Genomic DNA, 24,737 nt, shown 5'->3' on the forward strand with positions numbered 1-24,737 from the left:
TGCCCATAACCTCTCGTAAAATTAAATGTCAACATCAACAGCACTGCTAACTGATTAGTTTAGCCCGGAATTGAGTTTTTCGATAGATGCTATTTCATATTTTTAGGCTAAGTAGGGGCAATCCCCCCGTGGTTGCCCCGTGAATATCCCCCCGTGGTTGCCCCGTGAATATCCCCCCGTGGTTGCCCCGTGAATATCCCCCCGTGGTTGCCCCGTGAATATCCCCCCGTGGTTGCCCCGTGAATATCCCCCCGTGGTTGCCCCGTGAATATCCCCCCGTGGTTGCCCCGTGAATATCCCCCCGTGGTTGCCCCGTGAATATCCCCCCGTGGTTGCCCCGTGAATATCCCCCCGTGGTTGCCCCGTGAATATCCCCCCGTGGTTGCCCCGTGAATATCCCCCCGTGGTTGCCCCGTGAATATCCCCCCGTGGTTGCCCCGTGAATATCCCCCCGTGGTTGCCCCGTGAATATCCCCCCGTGGTTGCCCCGTGAATATCCCCCCGTGGTTGCCCCGTGAATATCCCCCCGTGGTTGCCCCGTGAATATCCCCCCGTGGTTGCCCCGTGAATATCCCCCCGTGGTTGCCCCGTGAATATCCCCCCGTGGTTGCCCCGTTAATCATGAGGGCAACCACGTAGGGGCAATCCCCCCGTGGTTGCCCCGTTAATCATGAGGGCAACCACGTAGGGGCAATCCCCCTGTGGTTGCCCCGTTAATCATGAGGGCAACCACGTAGGGGCAATCCCCCTGTGGTTGCCCCGTTAATCATGAGGGCAACCACGTAGGGGCAATCCCCCTGTGGTTGCCTCGTTAATTATGAGGGCAACAACGTAGGGGCAATCCCCCTGTGGTTGCCCCGTTAATTATGAGGGCAACCACGGGGGGTTTGCCCCTACCTCTGTCTAATCTTCATTACAAAAGTATTTACTTCTGGAATATTCATCCTAGAAGTAATTATGGCAAATACCCCAATTCCCACTACAGCAGATATAGATAATTCTATTAATAAACTAATTAAACCCTGTTTACCTAACACTTGCTGGGCAGCCATTAAAGTTGCAAAACTAGCTCCTCCAGCGAGGATACTACCAACTGTTAAACCCAAAATTGGCACACACCATTCTTGCCAAGGTAAGCCATTTAATTTACGGTTGAGCAAGAATAACAACATTAACATTGAACTACAATTAACTCCAACTGTAGCTAAAACTAAACCCGGTGCTCCAAAAGGTTCAACAAATATTAAGTCTAATACAGCATTGAGAACAATATTAAATATACTAATTTTAAAAGGTGTTTGCCCATCACCTAAAGCATAAAATACTCTGACCAAAACATCACGCCCTAGATAGACAAACATTCCAATTCCGTAGGCAACTAATAGAGAAGATACTAACTGAGTAGCTTCTTGTTTAAATGCTCCCCGTTGATAAACTACCTGGACAATTGGCACAGCTAAGGACACCATTAATGCCCCTAAAGGTAACATGGTAACGGCAGTTAGTAAAAGTCCTTGCCGAATACGTAATTTTAATTCTCCCCAATCGTCTGGGTGGGAAAGTTTGGCAAATGTTGGTAATAAAGGCAATAAAATAATATTAGAAATAATTCCTAAAGGAGTTTGAACTAAAAGATTGGCATAGTTAAAACCTGCGGCTGCACCGACAATAGGACTGGCAAAATAAAGATCCGTAGCAACATTAATTGGCATCATTCCTGATGATATTGTTGCTGGAGTCATGATTTTAATTACTTCTTGCACACCAGGAGATTTAAAATCAAATCTGAGGCGTAATTTCCCTAATCCTAACCGCCATTGGACAATTAACTGGACTAACCATTGCAAAATTCCTCCTGCTAAAGTTCCCCAAGCCAATACCATACCACCGATTAAAGCATATTCTGAATTAATAATTTCTTTGCCATATTGCCCAGCTAAAATAGCAATACCAATAATAACAGTAATACTAGATAATAAAGGACTAATTGATAGTAACCAATATTGATTAGCTGCATTTAAAGTCCCAAACCCAATACCAATTAAGCCGGCAAATAAAGCCAACGGTGCCATGATTTGGATTTGACGGATAGCGATCGCTCTTGTAGTTGCTTCTAAGCCATGACCAACTAGATCAATAATGGACTCAGCGCAAAAAATCTGCACAAATGTCACTACTAGCAACAACCCACCCACAAGAGTTGTTACAGTTTCTACTATCGGTGCTGCTTCCTCTTTTTTGTGTTTGGCTAAAACACTGACAACAGCACTATGTAAAGGTCCATTGACACCACCAAGTAAAATTAACAGAAAACCGGGAATAATATAGGCATAACTATAAGCTGTAGCCGCTGCACCCACACCAAAAGCTGCCGCGATGATTTGCTGTCTAATTAAACCAAATACTTTACTAATTAATGTTGCTGCGGCAACTATACCAGCAATGCCGGCGAAAGAACGCGCAGGTTTTTGTCCTTGTTTTTGTTCAGTCACGAATATTATTGGTCAATTGTTAGTGGTCAGTTGTCAATTTCCTACCGACAACCCAAACTTTCTCTTGTAAAAATACCAGTTACTGGATTAATACCATTAGCTCTTTCACAGAGTAGGGATACTTGATAACGGTCAATTAGTGCGTCGGTAAAATCAGCACCAGTGATATCCGCATCATAAAAACGGCTGCGGGTTAAAGTTGCTTCTGTGAAAATAGCGTTCTTTAGATTAGCACTATCTAAGGTAACACGGTCAACTAAAGCGCCTGTTAAATTTGCGCTTTCTAAATTTGCTTTTAATAAAACGCCTTTGGTAAAAATTGCATTGGTTAAATTCGCACCTTGAAAATTTGTTCCCCGCATTTCGGCAGCGACAAAAGTTCCCCCGACTAAATTAGTATGGGAAAGGTCACGATTTTCTAGACTAGCATTATTATAATTAATCGTATTAATTTGAGCTAAGGCTGGTTGGGAATTCATAATTACGGACAATCCCACCAAAATAAAAATTAAACTTAAAAACCTTAACAAAATCCTGTTCATAAATTTGTTATTTGTTAGTAGTATTTCTAGGATGCGTTAGGTGAAACCGTAACGCACCATTGACTAAATTTCTGTCAACCGTCAACCGTCAACCGTCAACCGTCAACTGTTAACTGACTATTTCCAATCTTTACCAATGCGAATTGTCAGGTCAGATTCCAAATCGCCATTTCCAGAAACTTCGATTTGTCCTAAACCTAAAACTTGTCGCAAGTCAATTCCTGGTTCTCGACTGCCTTTTTGGACAATAATCTGAGTTTGACGTTGAGTATCTGGCCAATCTGGGATTGCATAAACATTAGTAAAACCTTTCTGTTTGAGATAGGAAATCACTTTTTCTGTTAGCTGAGGTTGATTAGTCGTATTTTGAATGGCAATTCTGCGGATAGAAACTGGTCTGTTATCTGATTTAATCCCAGTTACGTTTACACCAACATAATCATTTAATAAGCTTTGTTGACCAGTCATATTCAACCAATAGCTATTGCGATCTTGACTGAATTTACTAAAAGTACCAGGTAACATGGCCATTTGGAAATTATCCCGTTCTACATTGACGGAAAAATTCGCCAATGCCATCATTTCTTCCATTTTTAGGTTGGTATCAAAATACTTTCTCATGCTGCGAGTTAATTGGGGCAACCTGGGTAAAACGATGGGACTGTTGAGGCGTTGCATTAACGCAGTTATTAGTGCTTGTTGTCGCTGCACTCTGGGTAAATCCCCCATGCCTTCTTCCCGAAAACGGGCAAATTGTTCGGCTTGTTCACCATTGAGACTTTGCCAACCACTGGTTAAATTCATGGCAAAGCCACCAGCCTGATCTTGATAATTCATGGTTTGGGGAACAAACACATCCACACCACCCAACTGTTCCACTAATTCCCGAAAGCCGCTGGTAGAAATGCGGATATACCGATCTATGGGAGCATTGTTTAAACTACGACTAACTACTCTTGCGGCTAAAACTGGACCACCTTTGGCGTTAGCTTCAGATACCTTAGTTAATCCTTGTTCAGGAATGGCAATCATTGTCCCTCTGGGAATTGACAGGAGACGAATAGATTTATCACTAGGATTTAGTCTAACCAACATCATGGTATCACTGCTACCAGCAAAACTTTCTGGTGAACCGTTTACAGTCCCTGGAACCGGTTCAATACCCATAATTAAAATGTTCATGGGTTTTGATAGTTTGTACTGAGAAAGCTTAGTCCATAAATCCCCAGGTACTTTTATTTGGTCTTGTTTATTAGAACCGAATTCATCATCTTTCGCTTGGTCTAGATTACTCCATAGCGGAGTCCATAGTGCCAAACTTGATGCTAGTAATCCAGATAAAATTATCCCTAAAACAATGGTTAGTAACCACAATAACCAGCGTGGGACTGTTAAGCCTAAGCGGTCATAGATTTCATTGGGAATAGCACCCACGGATTCAATGACGTTATGAGAAGAGTTGACTGGTTGTTTTGGTTTCACCGGTGAAGTTGGATCTGGTACTTGTTGAGGTGCTACCTGATTTTCCAATTTTTGAACTGGTGGCTGTTTAACCTCCTGTTCTAAGGTTGGCACTTGTTGAGGTGCTACCTGATTTTCTGACCATTGAATTTGCTTAATCATAATTTTCTCCCCACTCAACCACTCCTTAAAGGTATGTTAATACAAGCTAAAAATATTGCGAGTTAAAACTCAAAATACTCTGTTCTCTCTTACCTCTTTAACGGTAGAGACAATTTAAAATTGAATGAATGTACACTTATTATTGTTCTGAATTACCTGTATATGCCAACAATATGAATAATTTATTTTTTCCTGTGATTCTGGCTGGGGGTAAAGGTGAGCGTTTTTGGCCTCTGAGCCGACTAGACAGACCTAAACAATTTTTAAGCCTTGATGGTAGCTCTAGAAGCTTACTACAAGCAACTGCTGATCGGTTATTAACTCTGGCTGGCGGTTGGGAAAATTTGTGGGTTATTACTTCTAGTCCCATTGCTCAAGGGGTGCGAGAACAACTTCCAGATTTGCCAGAGTCAAATTTACTGGTTGAGTCACAGGGTAGAGACACTGCTGCGGCTGTTGCTTGGACAAGTTTAGAAATTAAAAAGCGTTACGGGGAAGATGCTATTATCGGCTTTTTTCCTGCTGACCACTGGATTGCTGACAAGGAGCTATTTGCAGAAACTTTAGCTGCTGCTAGGGATTTGGCAACTAACAAACCAGCAATTGTGACTTTGGGTATTAAACCTAATTTCCCATCAACTGGTTATGGTTATATTGAACAAGGTGAAAAGATAGGTAGCTTTAATAATTGCTGCGCCTATCATGTTAACCGTTTTACTGAAAAGCCTGACCGGGAAACGGCGGAAACTTTTTTATCAACGGGACGGTTTAGCTGGAATAGTGGGATGTTCGTTTTTCGAGCTGGTGTTGTTCTGGAGGAATTACGTACCCATGCACCAGAAATTATTGAACCTTTGGAACAACAAGGACCTGATATTTATCCCCAGTTGCCTAAGAAAAGTATAGATTACGCGCTGATGGAAAAAACCAGTCTAGCTTATGTTTTGCCGGTAGCATTTGGTTGGGATGATCTGGGTGATTGGAATGCTATTGAACGGTTACTGAAGCAGTCCGATAAGCCTAACGTAGAACTTGCTACCCATGTGGGGTTAGATACCCAAGGCGCAATTGTTTATGCCTCCAATCCTGATGATGTAATTGTCACTATTGGTTTAGAAGATGTGGTAATTGTCCGCGATCGCAATGTTACCCTAGTAGTTAAAAAAGACCGGACTCAAGAAATCAAGCAGATCCTCAAAATTCTGCAAAATGATGATCGATTTACGGACTTATTGTAAAAGTTAAAACCCTTGGTAGATGGCTCAAAGTCTTGTTCTTGATTATAACTAGACTGTTGATGGTATTTTGTGACAGTATATGTCAATTAACAGATTTGAGCCTCTTTTTTTGGCGATCGCAATCAAACTTTATTATTGCTGATCAAAAACATCATATTTCAGGAATTAGGAGTCAGGAGTCACCGAGTCACCGAGTTAGGAGTCACCGAGTTAGGAGTCACCGAGTCAGGAGAAAGAAGTCAGGAGTCACCGAGTCACCGAGTCAGGAGTTAGGAGTCACCGAGTCAGGAGTCACCGAGTCACCGAGTCAGGAGAAAGAAGAAAAGAAGACAGAAGGAAGAAGAAAAGAAGACAGAAGGAAGAAGAAAGGAGGAAAATTACCAATTACCAATTACCAATTACCAATTACCAATTACCAATTACCAAAAATGTTCTTAACCCAAACCGTTCCTCGTCAACGAGAAATTATTGAAGTAGTTCTTCGCAATGGCTGGGACTACATGAGAACACTGTTAACTGGTGGTAAGGCTGATAAACCTCAGCTACCTCCCCCGGCTGTGTTGAAAAATATTTTGGTGGATTTAGGCCCTGTTTATGTCAAACTTGGTCAGCTACTTTCTACCCGTCCTGATTTACTTGGTGCTGCTTATATCGAGGAATTGTCAACTCTCCAAGATGAAGTTCCTCCAGTTTCTTGGTTAGAGGTAGAAATACTGATTCGTAAACAGCTAAAAACTTCACTGGAAGAAACTTTCACTACTATTAATCATATTCCTGTAGCAGCGGGATCAATTGCCCAAACCCATCGCGCTACTTTACCAGATGGTAGAGAAGTAGCTATCAAGGTGCAACGTCCGGGAATTGATGAGACTATTGCCCAAGATATCACTTTGATTCAAGGGATTGCAGATTTGGTGGCTTTGACAGATTTTGGACAAACTGCTGATATTAAATCTATTGCAGAGGAATTTACCAAAGCTTTAGAAGCTGAATTAGATTTTACCCGCGAAGCAGGTTTTACAGATCAATTACGCCGTAATTTATCCCAAAGTCGTTGGTATGATCCCCAGCAAATAGTAGTTGCGGAAATTTACTGGCATTTAACGACAAAAAAAGTGTTAGTCATGGAATGGTTAGACGGTGTACCTTTACTTGCAGCAGATTTAAGTCGTGATAGCAATCAGCGAAAAGAAATTACGACTTTACTATTTCGCGCCTTTTTTCAGCAAATATATATTGATGGTTTCTTTCATGCTGATCCCCATCCTGGTAACTTATTCTATTTGATAGATGGTCGCATTGCGATTTTAGACTGTGGAATGATGGGTAGACTTGATCCCCGTACCCAACAAATATTAACAGAAATGTTATTGGCAATTGTTGATTTAGATGCTCAAAGATGCGCTCAATTAACTATTCAACTTTCAGATTCGGTACAACCAATTATTTTAGCTAGGTTGGAAAGTGATTATGATCGGATGTTGAGAAAGTATCATAATGTTAATTTAACGGAAATGAATTTTAGTCAGGTAATTTATGAAATTTTGCAAATTGCCAGAAATAATCAAATCAGATTGCCTAGTAATATGGGTTTATATGCAAAAACCTTAGCAAATTTGGAGGGAGTAACCCGAAGTTTTAATCCACAGGTGAATTTATTTGATGAAATTAAACCATTAATTACAGATTTATTTCGTCGTCAGTTATTGGGAGATAGTCCGGTAACATCGCTCTTACGCACGGCCTTAGATCTTAAAAGTCTATCTTTGCAATCTCCCCGACAAATTGAACTATTATTAGACCGGGTAACTTCAGAAACGTTACAATGGAATCTATCATTAAATGGATTAGATGGTATGCGTCGCACCTTAGATGATGCTGCTAATCGTCTTTCATTTAGCATCTTAGTTGGTTCTTTGATTATGGGAGCTGCTATTATTTCTAGTCAGGCGCAAACATCTCAGCTATCATTTATCAGTAATATCCTATTTGCTGCTGCTAGTTTATTAGGATTGTGGTTAGTTATCAATATTCTGCGCTCAGGGCGTTTAAGGTAAGGACATTATTACATGAACCCAGGGAAGTGTTAATTTTTGTAACTTATTTTCCCAAAGGGCTGATAGAAGTTAAATAATAAGTAATTTTATTGGTAGTCTTTATTACCTTAAATATTCTTAATCAACAAAATAGAGTGTAAATGAAGGAAAATATTACTTTACCGGGTGATCAACTGCCAGCCAATTCTCCATTTTATATTGAACGCCCACCAATTGAAAGCGATGCTTACACGGAATTACTCAAACCAGGGAGTTTAATTCGTATTCAAGCACCTCGGCACATGGGCAAAAGTTCTTTGATGTTGCAGCTAATTCATCAAGCTCAGACACAGAAATATTCAGTGGTTACTATAGACTTCAAACTAGTAGATAGCCAAACTTTTTTTAGTCTGAATAATTTTCTGCGCTGGTTTTGTGTGAATGTGACTCGGAAGTTGTCACTTGCATCACGTCTAGATGATTATTGGGATGAGGAAATTGGGAGTAAAATTAGTGCTTCAATTTATTTTGAGGGTTATTTATTAGAGCAGATTAAGAATCCATTAGTTTTAATTTTGCATGATGTAGATTGTATTTTTCAATATCAACAAGTTGCCCAAGATTTTTTACTTATGCTCCGCAGTTGGCATGAACAAGCTAAACAAACTCCAATTTGGCAAAAAGTCCGTTTGGTATTATTGCACTCCACCGAAGTTTATATTCCTTTAAATATTAATCAATCTCCGTTTAATGTTGGTTTGTCATTGAAATTACCAGAATTTACAGTCGAGCAAGTGACAGAATTGGCTAGACGATACGAACTTGATTGGTGTGATCATCAATCTGTGAAAAACTTAATGTATCAGGTGGGAGGACAGCCCTATTTAATTCATCAGGCTTTCTATTATCTCCACCAACAGAGAATTTCTTTACCAGAACTGCTAGATAATTGTGAGCTTAATAATGGTATTTATAGCGGACATTTAAGAAATTTACTCAATATATTACAAAAAGATGCAGAATTATCTCAGGCATATAATCAAGTTATAAATTCCACAGATAGTAATATATGTTTGTCGCCGAATTTGGTTTATAAATTAAATAGTTTAGGGTTAATTAAATTAAATGGCCATAGTTATCAACCTTTTTGTGAAATGTATCGCGTATTTTTTCAACAAAATTTACCTATAGAAAATAATGATCTGAGTCCGAATAGATTAAAAAAAGAAAATAAACAATTGCAACTTGAGTCAGTTAATATTGATCAACTGACTCAAGTTGCTAATCGTAAATATTTTGATGATAGATTTGAATTAAAATGGCAAAGAATGACACGCATCCAAAAACCTCTATCTTTAATATTATTAGATATAGATAAACTTGAGCTTTACAATAATGTTTATGGGCATCAGGTCGGTGATGATTGCTTGTATCAAGTTGCTCAAGCAATTAATTCAGTAATCAAATGTCCAGATCATTTAGTTGCTCGTTATACTGGTAAAAAATTTGCTTTGATTCTGCCACAAATTGAGGCAGAAACAGCTATATTAATTGCTGAAGAAATTAGAGAACTAGTAAAATCATTGAAAATTAAAATTTCTGAGTTAAGCAAAAAAACTCAAACAACAAACATGACTAGCTTAACCATAAGCTTAGGAATTGCCTGTGCCATTCCTACAATAGATTTTTCTTTAACAGAATTTTTTGAAGCTGCTGAGAAAGCACTGTATCAAGCCAATCAATTAGGATGCGATTGCACTATTCTAAGTTCTAAATTTAACTTTGGCTATTGTGAATCATAAATGATAGTTGAAAAATTTTAAGTAGTCTAGGGTGGACTGAAATAAACATCAAAATAATATTTTTGACTCTGGGCAGGCTAGAAGCCCACCCCACAATAAGTATAATATTCTTGTGGGGTGGGCATCCTGCCTGCCCATGTTATACTTAATTGTGCTGTAGGGTGGGCATTGCCCACCCTAAGTATGTTTCAAAAATCAAACTAGATTATTATACTATGAATACCCATACATATCAAGTCGGTGGAAGCCTCATAAATAATGCCCCTAGTTACGTAGAAAGACAAGCAGACATAGAAATATACAACGCTTTAAAACAAGGTGAATTTTGTTATGTTCTCAACTGTCGGCAAATGGGTAAATCATCCTTGTTAGTGAGAACTAAACATCATTTAGAACAAGGAGGATGGAAATGCACATCTATTGATATGACGAATATTGGCAGTGAGAATATTACCCCAAGTCAATGGTATAAGGGAATCATTACCGATTTATGGAGAGGATTTGAACTTTTAGGCAAATTTAATTTAAAATCATGGTGGCAAACGGGAGATGATATTTCTTTACTACAAAACTTAAGTCGGTTTATTGCTGAATTATTAACTCAATTCCCAAAAGAAAAATTAATTATTTTTATAGATGAAATTGATAGCATACTTAGTTTAAGTTTTCCCGTGGATGATTTTTTTGCATTAATTAGATACTGCTATAATCAAAGAGCAATAGACCCAGAATATCAGCGGTTGACATTTGCAATTTTTGGAGTCACTACTCCATCAGATTTAATTCAAGACATGAAAAGAACACCTTTTAATATTGGTCAGGCAATTGAGTTAAAAGGATTTCAAATACAAGAAGTGGATTCTTTAATTAGAGGATTAGAGTTAGTGATACCTAATCCACACCCAGTCATGAAACAAATTTTAGATTGGACAGGAGGGCAGCCTTTTTTAACACAAAAGTTATGTAATCTCATCACTAATTTTAAAATAAGTGGTGATCACCTGGATTTTGCTCAAGGTTATGAAGAGTTTTGGCTAGATAATATTGTTAATGAATATATTATTGAAAATTGGGAATCTCAAGACGAACCAGAACATTTAAGAACTATCCGAGATCGGCTACTTTATAATAAACAGCTTGCAGGTAGATTATTGGGAATTTACCAGCAAATTTTGCAAGGTGTAAAAGTAACAAGTGATGATAGTAGAGAACAAATAGAATTATTGCTCTCAGGCTTAGTAGTTAAACAAGGGGGATTATTAATTGTTAAAAATCGCATTTATACCCAAGTATTTAACTTAGATTGGGTAGAAAAACAATTAGCTAATTTACGTCCCTACTCTCAAACTTTTGATGCGTGGTTAATGTCTCAACAAACTGATGAATCTCGCTTATTAAGAGGACAAGCATTAGCAGATGCTCAAGCTTGGGCTTGGGATAAAAGTTTAACAAATTTAGATAATCAATTTTTAGCTAAAAGTGCAAACTTAGAACGACAAGAACAACAGCTTATTTTAGGAGCAGAAAAAGCTAAAAATATTGAAATTCAATTTCTGGAACAACAAAAAAATGCTCGCTTACAAAAACTCGTTTTGGGAGTAATTAGTACAGCTTTTTTAACTGCTGTTAGCTTAGGAGGGATAACTTTCTGGTTATATCGTCAATCTCTCCAAAATGAAACCCTAGCAAAAATGAGTGAAATTGCCGCCCTAGTATCTTCATCAGAGGCTCAATTAAATTCCCATCAAGAATTAGAAGCTCTCCAGGGTGCGATTAAAGCTAAAATTAAATTAAACCGTCTGAAAATTAACAATCCTGAACTGGAACAATTAACAAATAATGTTCTGCGTCAAACGAGTTATGGAGCGCAAGAATGGAATCAGCTCTCAGATGACAATCTTAGTTGGATTTGGGATCTAGCCTGGAGCCCTAATGGACAGATGGTAGCACTTGCTAGTAATAATGAAATTTGGTTATGGCAAAAAAATGGCAAATTAATTCGCAAATTTAAAGCTCACAATTCCACTACTTGGGCAATTGCTTTTAGTCCTAATGGTAAAATAATTGCCTCCGGTAGTGCTGATAAAACTATCAAACTCTGGTCATTACATGGTCAGGAGTTAGCAACTATCACCGTTAGTGAAGAAGTTAAAAGTATAGCTTTTAGTCCTGATGGGCAACGACTGGCAATTGGTGTGAATGACGGTACTTTAGGAGTATGGCAGTTAGCAGACAAAAAACTCACGACTATTAAAGCGCATTCAGGGACTATTTCTAAAGTTTTGTTTACCCCCGATGGTCAAAAATTAGTGACGGGTAGTGTTGATGGCCAAACAACCCTTTGGAGTCTCAATGGTAAAAAATTAGTTAATTTCAATCGTGGTGAAGATGGTGTGCGGGGTTTGGCAATTTCTGCTGATGGAAAATTGCTGGCTACAAGTGGTAATAATAAAAAGATTGAATTTTGGAGCATCAATGGTGAAAAACTCAAAAGCATTCAAACGGGATATTCAATTATAGCTCTGGCATTTAGTCCTGATAATAAAATGCTGGCTGCTGCTAGTTGGGATAAAGAGGTGAAACTTTATAGTCTTGATGGTAAAGATTTGGCTACTTTGGCAGGACATAAAGAAGCTGTTTGGACGATCGCTTGGAGTCCTGATAGTAAAATTCTAGCTACGGCCAGTATGGATAATAGTGTGAAACTTTGGAAATTGGAAAATCCCTTAGTCACAATTTTAAGAGATCATCAATCCGACGTGGACAGAGTTGCTATTAGTCCCAATGGTAAAATTATTGCTACCACGGCTTGGGATTACGTCGTCAATCTTTGGAAATCTGATGGTACATTATTCAGAAGTCTTAAAGGACATAAAAATGGCGTAACCTCTGTTGTTTTTAGTCCTAATAGCCAGTATTTAGCAACTGGGAGTCAGGATAAAACTATCAAAATCTGGAAAATTGATGGCACTCTTATAGGCCAGCTATTAGGTCACACTGGAGCAATTCTAGATATAGTACTGAGTCCAGATGGTAAAACTCTCGCTTCAGTTGGTTATGATCGAACTCTGCGGTTATGGCAACGAGATGAAAAAAAACCGTTCAGTTTCCGATGGCAAAAAACGACTAAAGCACACAGTGAGCCAATTAATAGTATAGATTTTAGTTCTGATGGTCAACTATTGGTAACTAGTAGTTATGATAAAGCCATCCATCTGTGGAGTCGAGAGGGTAAACTTTTGAAGACTCTAAAAGGTCATAAGCTAGGGGTTTTGGATGCCGTCTTTAGTCCAGATGGACAGTTGATAGCATCCATTTCCGATGATCGCACCATCAAGTTATGGCAACGTGATGGCAAATTTTTAAAGACATTAGTAGATCCAAAAATTACCTTCCAAACCATAGCATTTAGTCCAGATGGGATACACAAATAACGTAGTTAACCAAGGTCAAACAACGTCAATTGCTTATAGTTCGCTCTCTGATTGACCTTGTTCGCAAGTTTGCTTTTAGGTTCTAGAGTCTGGGGCTTATCCTTGCCCGGTTTCGCTTCAGTCTCCACTATTAGGGATTCCCGAAACTTCTGAGTTCGTTCTAGTAATATTACTTTTACGTTTGAATGTTTCATGTAACGAGTGATTTCAACGTCACCCATTCTTACTAGAACGTTATCAGCAGCGTTAGTATCTGAGTGCATCACGACCCCATCATGTCCGGTAAACTTGTCACCATTTCTAGTCCCCGTTAAGGTACTAAATCTGGAGTCAAGTTGTGACGTATACGCACAATTAACACTAACAACCGTGCAACCTACACGGGTTGAAACTTGTTTGAGGGCATCCGCAACTATCCCCTTGCACCATGAAGAAACATTTCTCTTCATGCGCTTTCTCATGGGCTTTTTGCCTTTTATTTGCTCCGTCAAATCTTCAAAAGCTACCTTGATCGCATCTGTCATCAAGTCATGCGTAGCTGTAAAAACTATTGTTTGAATCCTACCTTTAAAGGATGTTTCCCGATTGTCCCACTTGATTCTACCAAGATTATTCCGTTTAATTCTATCAGCCTTAGCACCATTTCCTTTAGCTGTAGACTTGTTAAAAACTGACTTGATTTTATTACGTTTAACTTGTTTCGCTGTTCTGTAATCGGTTTCTTGAGTTTGGATTTTACCAAAGTCATTACCTAAAAATCTAGCGCCATCGTTAGAAGATGTGGCATAAACTTCGGTGTAACCTCTATCACATCCAATTATTTTACCCTCGGTCTTTTTTTCAGCTTTTTGGATGTCAGTTGTGTAATGTATTTGCCATCTACTATTACGCTTAATTAGCCTTATCTGACACTTGATTTCTGTTGGTAAAGTCGTTGGTAGTTTGAGAGTTTTACATGGAGTTAAACCTCCAAAACGCAACCACACCACACCTTTATCATCTGTTTTAGTATCATAAGCCTTTACAATAATTTGGTTACAAACTTTCGTGTGTCCTCGATACCAAAACTTTCTAACTAAGGTGCAAAGTTTGGGATGTTCCAACCATTCCCGACTTTCTAAGGTAAGTTGTAAAACTCCTTTTTTAGCCTGAAAAGACTGGAACGATTGCCCCAAAGATTTTATCACCTTCTCAACACAAGCAGCCTGAACTAAATGAATATCATCAATTACGTCATAGAGAGTCGCTTCCCATAACTTAGCAGGTAATTGATATTTGTCTTTTAAGGTGCGTAGCTGTTTGTCAATCTCAAATTTAGAAACACCCCAGGCTTTCAACGACCCGAACTCGTTCCACAGGTCAGAGCGTAGTTTACCCAAGCTCAAAGCGATCAAATCAAGCTCGTTAGATTTCCAGTTATTTAGTTTTTCAGTTCCTAAAATAGCGATTCTCGTAACGGTTAACTGATTCTTTACCTTGAGTTTCATGAGTTTGGCTTACTACGTCTTTTACTACTATACACCCATTGACTCGTATTGACTACTATTTGTTTCATGAATATTTTGCTCTTCGGCTATTTTTTTCTTGTAAGCCCGAAGGAAGTAAAGTTTGGAGGAAAAGCAGTGCATGATAGCCATAAAGTCCTGCATTAACTCTTCGTGTGGTGATAACTTGGCATTGTTTACCACAACAATTTTGCAGCTGTGAAGGTTGCAAAACCACTCAACGAACTCAAATCCAAATCTGCATAATCTGTCTTTATGCCCTACGACAATTTCAGAGATTTGATTCTGGGCAACTTGAGTCATTAATTTAAGAAAGTTTTTCCGCTTCCAATTCATGCCACTAGCCACATCCTTGACGACTCGACATCCTGGGTAGGTTTTACCTAAAAATTCTATTTGTGTGTCAAGGTCTAACAACTGGGTTTTTGTGCTGACACGGGCGTAAAGAACCCGCTCTTTATCCGTTGAGACTGTTTTTATAAACGCTGATTCTGGATATCTTCGATGTCCACCAGGGGAACGGATACATTCTATTTTCCCTAAGTCAGCCCATTCTGCCGTCGTCTTAGGGTGATAGCCGAACTGTTTATAAACTTGTTCTGGGGTTAGGTATTTCATCTTTCGGTTAAATACGATTAACCCCAGTATACTACGTTATTTTGAGATTAGAGAGTGTGGCAAAATAATTGCTGCTGGTAGTGGAGATGGAGAGAATGCAATTCACCTCTTGAATATTGAGGGAAAACCAATAATTACACTATTTCGACATTCTGCGCCTTTGTCTTCCTTAGTCTTTAGTGCTGATAGTAAAACTTTATTTTCCGGTAGCCGCGATCGCACTATCATTATCTGGAACTTACCAAAAAGCTTGAAGCTAAATGAATTAGATTATGCTTGTAAGTGGTTAAAAGATTACTTACAGAATAATCTGGAATTAAACAAAAAAGATTCTCCTCAAGACAAGCTTTCTACTCGTAATTTGTGCAATTATTAGTAGAGGAGGGAAATTTATCAAAAAGAGTTCAGAGGGAACAGGGAACGGGCAACTTTCTAACAGGAAAAACTCATGTTTAAAAACATGAGATTGAAATAATGACACTGTTTTTTTCGGGCTACGCATCTTGTAAAAACATATTTTTTTTGACTGAGCTTTAAACTGGTGCAACTAAAGTTTCTTATCTGTTCCCTGTTCCCTGTTCCCAGTTAAGAGTTCCCTGTTCCCTGTTCCCTGTTCCCTGTTCCCTTCTTTTGTAAAATAAATATTTATGTCAATTATCATAGCAGAAAACCTCAGTAAATCCTATCCAGTAGCGATTAAAGATCCAGGGCTACGGGGAACAATTAACCATTTTTTCCACCGGACTTATCGTAATATTAACGCTGTTCAAGATGTCACTTTTAGCATTGAACCTGGGGAAATCGTCGGTTTTTTAGGTCCCAATGGCGCAGGTAAAACTACCACCTTAAAAATGCTCACAGGGCTAATTCATCCTTCTAGTGGTACAGTCAAAGTCAGTGGATTTGTTCCCTTTAATCGTCAACAAGCATTTTTGCAAAAAATCACTTTAGTGATGGGACAAAAACAGCAATTAATTTGGGATTTACCAGCCTTAGATTCTTTGAGAATTAACGCTGCTGTTTATAATATTTCTGATAAAGAATTTCAACGTCGAGTTGGGGAATTAACAGAAATGCTGGCTTTAGAAGGTAAACTGACTCAACCAGTGCGAAAATTATCATTAGGTGAACGGATGAAAGCTGAACTGTTAGCAGCACTTTTACACCGTCCCCAAGTTTTATTTCTCGATGAACCAACTTTAGGATTAGATGTTAATGCTCAAGTGGGAGTGCGGGAATTTTTAAAGGAATATAATCAGCTATATCAAGCAACCATATTATTAACGAGTCATTACATGGCTGATATTACAGCTTTGTGTCAACGGGTGTTATTAATTCATCAAGGAAAACTCATGTATGATGGTAGATTAGCTGGATTATTGGAAAGTTTTGCTCCTTATCGAGAAATTTATGTGGAGTTAGTTCAAGCATTACCATTAGAACAACTTACGTCCTATGGTGATGTGCAAATGCTAGAAGGAAGAAGGGTCAGATTTATTGTGCAACAAGAAGCGATGACTCGCACTGTTTCCCAGATTTTAGCCGATTTGGAAGTGGTAGATTTAACAGTCACAGAACCACCTATAGAAGAGATAATTGGCAGAATTTTTCATACAGGATTTAACAATTAATGAACATGAAAAAACCTCTCAGAAAATTCTTGACTTTACTATCAGTAAACTATGCTTATATGTTGGAATATAGGTCAGAATTAATATTATGGATTTTAGCGGGTTCTCTACCAATTATTATGATGGGTATTTGGGTACAAGCTGCTGAAAGTGGTAAATTTGCTTTTAAATCTATAGATTTTGCTCGGTATTTTTTAGCGGTTTTTCTGGTTAGACAACTCACTGTTGTTTGGGTAATTTATGAATTTGAAAAACAAGTATTAGAAGGTAAACTTTCCCTAAAATTATTACAGCCTTTAGATCCAGTTTGGCATCATGTAGCTAATCATGTTGGTGAAAGGGTAGCTCGAATACCTTTCGTATTCCTTTTATTAATATTCTTTTTTGTTTTATATCCCCAGGCTTTTTGGCTGCCAAGTATAGCTAATTTATTCCTATTTATATTAGCAACAATTATGGCTTTTGCTTTAAGATTTATAATTCAATATACCTTTGCAATGTTTGCATTTTGGACAGAAAGAGCCGCTGCTTTAGAAAATTTATGGTTGTTGTTTTTTATATTTTTATCAGGTTTAATCGCACCTTTAGATATTTTTCCCGAAAATGTCAGAAACATCGTGATGTTAACACCTTTTCCTTATATCATTAACTTTCCAGCCAGTATTTTAGTTGGCTTACCTGTGGATTTAACCAGAGGATTTTTGTCAACTTTAGGTTGGTTTTTCATGTTTTTAGGTATTAATCGCTTTTTATGGCGTAAGGGTTTGAAACAATATTCAGGAATGGGAGCTTAAATAGCAATACCTTAGCCGTTTTTTTGTAGGTTGGGTTAAGCGACAGCGCAACCCAACGCATTTGTTAGGTTTCTTGCTATTGCTTCGCAACGCTAACGCTAACAACCCAACCTACGAATCAAGGAATTTTTTGATTTGACTAAGGTATTGTTAATCCGAGATTATTTCCCCCTTGATTAGGGGGATAATCCTAAAAAACAGAAGTTTAATTTCTCGGCATAAACTTCTGCAATTCATCAAAAGTATTAACAGTTAAAATGCTCCTTTGAAGATTTTTTAACTGTTCTAAATCAGCAACTTGTGATATTTTTGGCATGAGTTGTAAACCTTCTTGACCAAATTTCATCTCTAAAATTAGTTCAATAGATGACAGTATAGCTCGTTGTTCACCCCGTTGTTCACCCCGTTGTTCACCTTCTGCAAAAATTTGTTGATACCAAGGAGACTCTTGTAAAATTGCCATATCCCACCTCATAATTTGTTGAACTAAGGCGCTATCTAATACGAACGTAGCAAAAAAAGCCATAACTGTTTCTAACTGGCTTAATTTTTCATAAGACCTTCCGGTAAGTGGGAAACTCAGTCACAAAGCGTGCTGAGAGGGAAGCGACACGGGCGGTTTTAACCGCAGTGATAATTAGACCTGTCGATCTTTGTATCAACTTAACTTTTTTAACAGTGCATTGTCCTAGTCTTTTCCAATTAGCGTCACTGACAGAGACTTGTTTTTCAGTATCTCCACTAACCCAGCCAAAGAATGTTTTACTGCCCTGACTGGCTTTTACAAAGTCACCTTTTCTAAAACCATGACGGGTTGTAGATCCGCCATATTTCCGACGATTACCACCCTGGCTAAATGTCATCAAATGGAGTTGTCTACGGCTGATTGGTGGACGGCGCACAATAGTGAATTGTGATTCAGTGATATCTACAGATCCTACCCAAGATGCACCATGATTTTTAGCTCCTGCCCAAGTCTTGTATTTAACAAATTCAGAGCTTGCTAATGTCACCGCGTCAACAGCGTGGGTTTCTGGTATTTGTAAAGACTTATCGGATTTTTCTTTATGTAATCCCAGGTGTTTACGAAGGTTTGATGTTTCCCAGCCTTTCTTTAAAACTACATCAGCAAGTTCTGATAGTCGGCTAATCTGGTATCTTTGACCAACCATTACAGGACTAAAGCCTTTGTTACCTCGTGCTTCAACTTCCTCAATGACAAGTGTTTTTATTGGGTAAAGTTGGAGGAGTAAACTAATTACTCGATATTCCAAATCTTTGTTTGCCCTAATACTTGGAGGCAATTTTGAGCCGCGACGATTATCAAATCTGGCTTGGCGATGATTACGGACATTGAAGGGTATCTTCCTATTAATTCGCCTTCCTCTCCTATTGCGTCGCATCATTGACCGAGTTTCCATCCGGTCTTTGACTGTTTTAAATGGAAGGACTAAATGTAGCATTTGTAAGGTAAACTTTTTTGATTGAACCGCTATGCCTGAAAAGAGTTTGCCAGGGTCTAAACCAATAACTATTTCTTGTGTTTCGACATTGCTTGGTTCGGATAACAACTGGACATAGAAAATGCCAAGTTTGTCGAATTTGCCGATGCCTTGGTAGAGTCGAAGGCGGGTATTATCCCGCGCTCCTCTCTGTTAAATCTGGGCGTGCGACTTTCACCGCACCCAGCTTCCGACGTTCTTAGCTTACGCTTTTGCTCATGTGAATATAATCGTGGCAGCTTTCATGAATTGCTAGAAGGTTTTTTGGTTTCCAGTTTTGGTGGTTTCCATCTATATGATGTAAATGCACCTTCTCATCACTGAGCATTTTTAGACCACAATGACCACATTTATGGTTTTGCCGTTTGAGGGCTTTAGAGGTGTCGTTGTTATAGAGCTTGCTGTTACGCTCGCTCCAATAACTTAAATCTCCGTCATAAGGTGATTTCTCACCTTTGACATTGATGTGTTTGTTTTCGGAGCAGGGAACTGAGGGGAACGCCTTGTCTAGTAATTTCTTGCTAGTGTAGCGGTTTTGCTTAGTTTCCTTATTGAATACCCTGAAAGCTCTTGTTTCGATGTGGAATAACGAGTTTCTTGACCCGTCCATCTTGCAGAAGCGGTGGTAATTCCTCCAACCTCTAACTACAGGGGCTAATTTCTCAGCCTTTGTGGTAGCACCATAATTCGAGTTGTTGACGATGTGCTTTACTTTCTTGCGAAAAGCTTTAAAGTTGTCCACTGATGGAACGCATCTAAACTTCCCGTTTTTCTGGACTTTGAAGTGCCAGCCGAGGAAATCAAACCCATTTGTCGCGGCGGTTAGCTTTGTCTTTTTCTCACTGACTTTCATTCCCCGCTCTGCTAGAAACTGACTGATTTTGTCAAGTATTTCAGTCGCATCGTCTTGGGGTCGAAGTATTATTACCATGTCATCCGCGTAACGGATTGTTGGTTCAACAATACTTTCCTTTGGGGTTCTGTCTGTGATTCTGCGATTAGATTTCTCGTGATATCTATGAATACTTTCAATCCCGTTTAGGGCGATGTTAGCTAAAAGTGGGCTTACCACACCACCTTGAGGTGTTCCTTGTTCGGGAAATTCTGGATTAACTCCGGCTTTGAGACATCGGAAAATACCTTGTCTTATGCTATGAGGAGCGATGAGTTCATCCATGATGGCGGTGTGGTTTATCCTGTCAAAGCATTTTTCGATATCGAGTTCTATAACTCTTTTATCTGTTCCGTTGGCTTTGGAGTTTAAGTTGTTGAACAGTTGTCTTTGTGCGTCATGCGCTGAACGTCCCGTCCTAAACCCGTAGCTCCTAGCGTGGAAGGTTGCCTCGTGTGCTGGTTCTAATGCGTATTTGACAAGGCATTGGTAAGCTCTGTCTGCAATAGTGGGGATTTTCAGCATCCTCATCGTACCGTCCTTTTTGGGGATGGGTATCTCTCTTAGTTCCTGGTGTTTCCAGTTGCTAACGGATGCTTTTAGCAGTTCATTAAGCTCGAAGCGTTCCTTAAAGGTAAGGGACTTTTTGCCATCAATTCCTGCGGTCTTTTTCCCAGCATTTAGCTGTGATACTTGACGGATAGCCAGTAATCTCGCTGCGGTTGATTTCAGAATCAGCTTTTGTAGTGACGTAGCTTTGCGCTTGTCGCCAACTTGAACCGCTTTATACACTCGTTTTTGTAGGCGGAATAAGTTACGGCGGAATTTCTTCCAGGGCAACGTCTTCCAAGATTCACTAGAGTTATTTCTGTGTCCAATCATGCTCTGTTCCAATTTGTGTATTCTGAACACCTCAGACCAATTACGGTCTGTCCTACCCGAATTGAGGGGATTCCGCTGCTCGTCCAGCCTACTTATGGGGTTCGACCGCCCCTAGACCTTCAATCCGTTTTTATTCGTTCCCTCGGTTGATTGATAGTTCCGTTAGGTGTAGCCAATTCAACCACTGGAATCCCTAGACTCTTGCCGCTATTACGATAAGATGCGGCGGGAATTGACTCCAGTGGAGTCAGGTATTGATGTTGTGTCCTGCTCTTAAATAGGTTGCTTTTCTAGGCTCGATTTCACCGTAGGAACTCCCCGTTAGCACCAGTGTCAACCCACAACGGATGTCTGATTGCGCCCTGTTCCTAGCTTCGACCTCCCGAAACCGAGTCGGGTCATCGTAGGCAGATAAGGAGTCATACCTGAGTCTGGTAGATGGGACTTTCACCCATATCAGACCGAGAGTTCAACCTTCTTCTATTGCTAGATTGGGTTGGTTAGCTTATGTACGGGCTGGATACCGTGATTCAACTAACAACGAATCGCACTGCCGTCTTTAATCCACCGTCTTGCCCGACTTGGTTTAGTTGGCATTAATGGTGTGTTGTCTACTGAAATTACGGGTACTCGCATTAAGAGATAATCCTTGGAGCAAAGTTTAAAGTCCCCTCGCCTAACGTAACTAAGATGTCTTGGCTTTACCCAACGCTATTACAAGATAGCTTGAAGATAATCCAGACTGGGGAAGTATCTGGAAGTTCGTACCAAATTACGTCTCAATAGGCTAGTCAATCACGTAAGCCTTGATTTCTTACAAGCTCAGTGGCTTAAGCCCTGAGTTATTGACTGAGAACAAGAAATTCGCCGTACTGAGGACTGGTAGCTTTGATTAATACATCACTTTCTCTGCTTATCCACTGAAATTCGGAATTGAGAATTTCTCCGGCGGTAATGTCGGGGATTTGTGTTACCCATTTTACCCAATTTTCAGGAGCGAGACTAATTAGTTTTTTGGTGCTGATATCGGCTTTTTTGACCATAAATAACCACTATAAATTACTGGGGATTGTTTTAAATTTATCTGTTGAACCTAGAGAATAGTCTTCTAATTTAAAATCAGCAAAAGGTTTTTTCTCTAATCTATCTCTCAAAGCTTCATCTAATATTACACCTTCAGCTTGTTTTTTAACACCAATGATAATAATACTGCGTTGATAAGCTGTTGAATCTTGACTAGCTTGACAATCTTTTCTCTGAAATTGTCCTAGATTTAATAACCTATAACCTTTAACGCTGGTTGTACCACTAAATATCTTTTTTCCTAATAATTGAATTTGTTGAGAACGTTCTAAGGCGCGACTTTGTTCGGCAGTAACATTACCTTCACAAGATGCTGTTCCCACGGAAATAATTTCGCTGGGATTTTCCATAATTTTCTGAATACCTTCTTGTTCTAAATTAGATTTTAAGGAATCTAGGGTAATAGTTTGATCATTATATTTAATTTGGTAGGTGCTGCCTAATTGCCATTTGTATTCGACTGATAAAACCGCAATGTTAAATTCTGCAACTCTCCCTTGACTATCTTTCCCTTCTTCATAGGGAAAATAATCAACTTTGCCTTGTTTAACTGGTGCTTGTCCATAGTCAGGAGGTAAGGCGGCAAATTTGTTACTCCTAAAGGCTAATGCTATCCACCAAAGTAGTAATAGGGAAACTATTAAAGCGGACAACCAAGCTAATAACGGTAATTTTTCAGGTTGTTTTTGGGGGGGAATAAGCGGATGATTATTAGTTGTTTGATTAACTATTTCTGTTTTTATGTTCCCGCCAATATTCACAGTTACTGATGTATTTCCTGTAAGTTGAAATTCAATTTCTGCTAATCTTCTGGAAATTTCTTCAGCATTGCTAGGACGTTGATTTACTTCTGCTGACATTAACCAATCAATGAAATCCAATAATAATGAAGAAACATGATTCCCATGCTGTCGCCATTGTAAAATATCTAAATGAGGATTATATAATTGTCCGGGGGGAAATCCCGTTAATAAAAATACAAATGTCCGTCCTAAAGCAAAGAAATCTGATTGGGGTATGGCTTGTCCTCGCATTTGTTCTAAAGGACTATAACCTGATGATGAAATTGCTGTCATTCCTCCACCATTTGCTAGATAGGTTCGGGTAATTTCTCTGGCTGTACCAAAGTCAATTAATACTAATTGTCCATCAGGACGAATCATGATATTTGATGGTTTAATATCTCTATGTAAATATTGTTTGTGATGAACTAAATCTAAAATTTCTAATAATTGTTTTAACCAGTTTATGGCTTGAGCTTCAGAAATGGGACGGTTTTGTTGTTGCTTTAACCACTGTTCTAAATTGGGTCCTTCAATCTTTTCCATTACCATACAATGCAAGATGACATTATTTCTGGTTTGATAGGGAAAGTAACCCTCGTCCATGGGAATACCAGGATGATTTAATTGTTCTAAAACATTTACTTCTTGTTGAAATAGTGAGACGGCTTTAGGATCATTAGCTAATTCTTCTTTGAGAACTTTAAGAATTTTTGGACTGTCTTGTTCGTAGGCTTCATAAACTTTGCTAAAGCCAGTTTTATCACTCAATAAACGTAATACCCGATAACGTCCTATCAATTCCAATTGAGAACCACAACTTTGACAAAAGCGGTTTTCGTCATTATCTGGGTGGTTGGCTTGAGGACAAACTGGATTAATACAAAGGCTCATAAACAATTAAAAATTAAGAATTAAGAATTGAAAAAAAGAGAATGCCTGTGGTGAAATAATTATCTCATGTTTGTGTGGATAAAAAAGCGGCAACTGTTTGATTAAATTCTGTGGGGTTGGTTAAAAAGGGCCAATGATTTCCGGGAACTTGACACAAATTTAAGTTTTTTAAGTTGGTTTTGTAGGGTTGAATTTGCCAATTTTGGCGGTTCACACCTTTTTCTGGTTGTATAAAGAGGGCAGGTATATCAACTGAATGAATAAAACCTGGTACTTCCATTACTGCGTCAAAAATACCATCACGGGCAGCAATGGTAAATTTGCTACCCCAAGTACCGTCGGGTTTTTGTGCAATTGCGGCTTGAAAAACTTGCTGTTGCAAAGGACTCCAATTTTGATATTGGCTGAGTTGTTTAATTTTTTGTTCAGCTTCTTCGTAACTAGCAAAAGGTCCCATACTTTTGAGGAAAGGTAAGACGCGATACAACAAAGGGAATGCGATTTTCAGGAAACTGGGCATTTTCCAGATGAAAATGGGATCTACTAATGTGATACTTTTTAATCTGGCTGGGTTCTCTCTAGCCCAAATAGCCGCTAATTTCCCTGTCCAGGAGTGGCTGACGATATGAGCCGCAGACCATCCTAATTTATCCATTAATGCTTCCAAATCAGAAATTGCACTGGCAAAGGTATAATCTTTTTCTGGCTTACTACTTTCACCATGACCACGCATATCTGGTGCAACTATATGGTAATCTGCTGCTAAATAATCTCCCAAACTAGACCAAACCAAAGCATGATCAGCCATACCATGTAATAACAGTAATGGTTCTTGACCTTGATTCCATTCTAAGTAAGAGAGTTGAATATCTGATGTTAATAGAGTTTGACGTACAGGCATCATTTACTAAATTTTCTCCAGGATAGGTGATTGAGAATTCTATCAGAAACAATCAATTTTTAATTTTGAATTGTTTAAGAGACTTG

The 24,737-nt window shown here is 38.9% G+C and carries 16 protein-coding genes and 3 pseudogenes; 7 read left to right on the forward strand and 12 right to left on the reverse strand.

The features are described 5' to 3' along the window. Nucleotides 1–893: 893 nt before the first annotated feature. The 3 genes from murJ to EZY12_07675 form a co-directional block, all read right to left on the reverse strand. Nucleotides 894–2,492, reverse strand: a complete 1,599-nt coding sequence (gene murJ / locus EZY12_07665; GenBank protein ID QSX69481.1) for a murein biosynthesis integral membrane protein MurJ — start codon at nt 2,490–2,492, stop codon at nt 894–896. Nucleotides 2,493–2,533: 41 nt separating this feature from the next. Beyond that, the gene (locus tag EZY12_07670) at nt 2,534–3,034 is read right to left on the reverse strand and encodes a pentapeptide repeat-containing protein (GenBank protein QSX69482.1); all 501 of its coding nucleotides are present in this window, start codon (nt 3,032–3,034) and stop codon (nt 2,534–2,536) included. A gap of 117 nt (nt 3,035–3,151) precedes the next feature. Beyond that, nucleotides 3,152–4,657, reverse strand: coding sequence for an LCP family protein (locus tag EZY12_07675; GenBank protein QSX69483.1), 1,506 nt, complete (start codon nt 4,655–4,657; stop codon nt 3,152–3,154). 173 nt (nt 4,658–4,830) lie between these two features. Between EZY12_07675 and EZY12_07680 the strand changes: the two genes are divergently transcribed. From EZY12_07680 to EZY12_07695, 4 genes are all read left to right on the forward strand, one after another. Then, a complete protein-coding gene (locus tag EZY12_07680; protein ID QSX69484.1) occupies nt 4,831–5,895 on the forward strand; it encodes a mannose-1-phosphate guanylyltransferase in 1,065 nt (354 codons plus the stop codon). A 428-nt stretch (nt 5,896–6,323) separates the two neighbouring features. After that, complete coding sequence (locus EZY12_07685) at nt 6,324–7,952, forward strand: AarF/ABC1/UbiB kinase family protein (GenBank protein QSX70567.1); 1,629 nt, start codon at nt 6,324–6,326, stop codon at nt 7,950–7,952. A gap of 140 nt (nt 7,953–8,092) precedes the next feature. Continuing rightward, on the forward strand, nt 8,093–9,733 hold the full coding sequence (locus EZY12_07690) for an AAA-like domain-containing protein (GenBank protein QSX69485.1): 1,641 nt from the start codon (nt 8,093–8,095) through the stop codon (nt 9,731–9,733). 215 nt (nt 9,734–9,948) lie between these two features. Further along, nucleotides 9,949–13,167 (forward strand): AAA-like domain-containing protein, encoded by a 3,219-nt coding sequence (locus EZY12_07695; GenBank protein ID QSX69486.1) that lies wholly within the window; start codon nt 9,949–9,951, stop codon nt 13,165–13,167. A 5-nt stretch (nt 13,168–13,172) separates the two neighbouring features. Here the strand turns inward: EZY12_07695 and EZY12_07700 are convergent, their stop codons facing one another. Both EZY12_07700 and EZY12_07705 read right to left on the reverse strand, forming a co-directional pair. Further along, entirely contained in the window at nt 13,173–14,654 is a 1,482-nt protein-coding gene (locus EZY12_07700) for an addiction module component (GenBank protein ID QSX69487.1), read from the reverse strand. 27 nt (nt 14,655–14,681) lie between these two features. Further along, a complete protein-coding gene (locus EZY12_07705; GenBank protein QSX69488.1) occupies nt 14,682–15,290 on the reverse strand; it encodes an IS607 family transposase in 609 nt (202 codons plus the stop codon). 109 nt (nt 15,291–15,399) lie between these two features. On the opposite strand from EZY12_07705, the gene EZY12_07710 reads away from it, so the two are divergent. The 3 genes from EZY12_07710 (at nt 15,400) to EZY12_07720 (ending at nt 17,715) form a co-directional block, all read left to right on the forward strand. Continuing rightward, nucleotides 15,400–15,666 (forward strand): hypothetical protein, encoded by a 267-nt coding sequence (locus EZY12_07710; GenBank protein QSX69489.1) that lies wholly within the window; start codon nt 15,400–15,402, stop codon nt 15,664–15,666. A 271-nt stretch (nt 15,667–15,937) separates the two neighbouring features. After that, on the forward strand, nt 15,938–16,921 hold the full coding sequence (locus EZY12_07715; GenBank protein QSX69490.1) for an ATP-binding cassette domain-containing protein: 984 nt from the start codon (nt 15,938–15,940) through the stop codon (nt 16,919–16,921). A gap of 5 nt (nt 16,922–16,926) precedes the next feature. Continuing rightward, nucleotides 16,927–17,715, forward strand: a complete 789-nt coding sequence (locus tag EZY12_07720) for an ABC-2 family transporter protein (protein ID QSX69491.1) — start codon at nt 16,927–16,929, stop codon at nt 17,713–17,715. Nucleotides 17,716–17,920: 205 nt separating this feature from the next. Here EZY12_07720 and EZY12_07725 read toward each other — a convergent pair whose 3' ends face one another. From EZY12_07725 to EZY12_07755, 7 genes and pseudogenes are all read right to left on the reverse strand, one after another. Then, nucleotides 17,921–18,241 (reverse strand): Rpn family recombination-promoting nuclease/putative transposase, encoded by a 321-nt coding sequence (locus tag EZY12_07725; protein QSX69492.1) that lies wholly within the window; start codon nt 18,239–18,241, stop codon nt 17,921–17,923. A 25-nt stretch (nt 18,242–18,266) separates the two neighbouring features. Beyond that, nucleotides 18,267–19,325: pseudogene (locus EZY12_07730) on the reverse strand (RRXRR domain-containing protein). Nucleotides 19,326–19,416: 91 nt separating this feature from the next. Next, a complete protein-coding gene (locus tag EZY12_07735) occupies nt 19,417–20,991 on the reverse strand; it encodes a reverse transcriptase N-terminal domain-containing protein (GenBank protein QSX69493.1) in 1,575 nt (524 codons plus the stop codon). Nucleotides 20,992–21,534: 543 nt separating this feature from the next. Further along, nucleotides 21,535–21,627: pseudogene (locus tag EZY12_07740) on the reverse strand (RRXRR domain-containing protein). A 209-nt stretch (nt 21,628–21,836) separates the two neighbouring features. Then, nucleotides 21,837–22,034 (reverse strand): annotated as a pseudogene (locus EZY12_07745) (Rpn family recombination-promoting nuclease/putative transposase). A gap of 9 nt (nt 22,035–22,043) precedes the next feature. Beyond that, nucleotides 22,044–23,750: a protein kinase gene (locus EZY12_07750; protein QSX69494.1), complete on the reverse strand. Its 1,707-nt coding sequence runs from the start codon at nt 23,748–23,750 to the stop codon at nt 22,044–22,046. A 64-nt stretch (nt 23,751–23,814) separates the two neighbouring features. Continuing rightward, nucleotides 23,815–24,651 (reverse strand): alpha/beta hydrolase, encoded by an 837-nt coding sequence (locus EZY12_07755; protein ID QSX70568.1) that lies wholly within the window; start codon nt 24,649–24,651, stop codon nt 23,815–23,817. Nucleotides 24,652–24,737: the final 86 nt, after the last annotated feature.

It is taken from the genome of Dolichospermum sp. DET69, assembly GCA_017355425.1.
In the GTDB taxonomy this organism is placed as follows: Bacteria; Cyanobacteriota; Cyanobacteriia; order Cyanobacteriales; family Nostocaceae; genus Dolichospermum.

Coding starts and splice junctions, on each gene's coding strand:
- EZY12_07695 (QSX69486.1), top strand. CDS start 9,949: ATGAATACCCATACATATCAAGTCGGTGGAAGCCTCATAAATAATGCC.
- EZY12_07700 (QSX69487.1), bottom strand. CDS start 14,654: ATGAAACTCAAGGTAAAGAATCAGTTAACCGTTACGAGAATCGCTATT.
- EZY12_07750 (QSX69494.1), bottom strand. CDS start 23,750: ATGAGCCTTTGTATTAATCCAGTTTGTCCTCAAGCCAACCACCCAGAT.
- EZY12_07715 (QSX69490.1), top strand. CDS start 15,938: ATGTCAATTATCATAGCAGAAAACCTCAGTAAATCCTATCCAGTAGCG.
- EZY12_07675 (QSX69483.1), bottom strand. CDS start 4,657: ATGATTAAGCAAATTCAATGGTCAGAAAATCAGGTAGCACCTCAACAA.
- EZY12_07720 (QSX69491.1), top strand. CDS start 16,927: ATGAAAAAACCTCTCAGAAAATTCTTGACTTTACTATCAGTAAACTAT.
- EZY12_07690 (QSX69485.1), top strand. CDS start 8,093: ATGAAGGAAAATATTACTTTACCGGGTGATCAACTGCCAGCCAATTCT.
- EZY12_07735 (QSX69493.1), bottom strand. CDS start 20,991: ATGATTGGACACAGAAATAACTCTAGTGAATCTTGGAAGACGTTGCCC.
- EZY12_07685 (QSX70567.1), top strand. CDS start 6,324: ATGTTCTTAACCCAAACCGTTCCTCGTCAACGAGAAATTATTGAAGTA.
- EZY12_07680 (QSX69484.1), top strand. CDS start 4,831: ATGAATAATTTATTTTTTCCTGTGATTCTGGCTGGGGGTAAAGGTGAG.
- EZY12_07670 (QSX69482.1), bottom strand. CDS start 3,034: ATGAACAGGATTTTGTTAAGGTTTTTAAGTTTAATTTTTATTTTGGTG.
- EZY12_07755 (QSX70568.1), bottom strand. CDS start 24,651: ATGCCTGTACGTCAAACTCTATTAACATCAGATATTCAACTCTCTTAC.
- EZY12_07725 (QSX69492.1), bottom strand. CDS start 18,241: ATGGCTTTTTTTGCTACGTTCGTATTAGATAGCGCCTTAGTTCAACAA.
- EZY12_07705 (QSX69488.1), bottom strand. CDS start 15,290: ATGAAATACCTAACCCCAGAACAAGTTTATAAACAGTTCGGCTATCAC.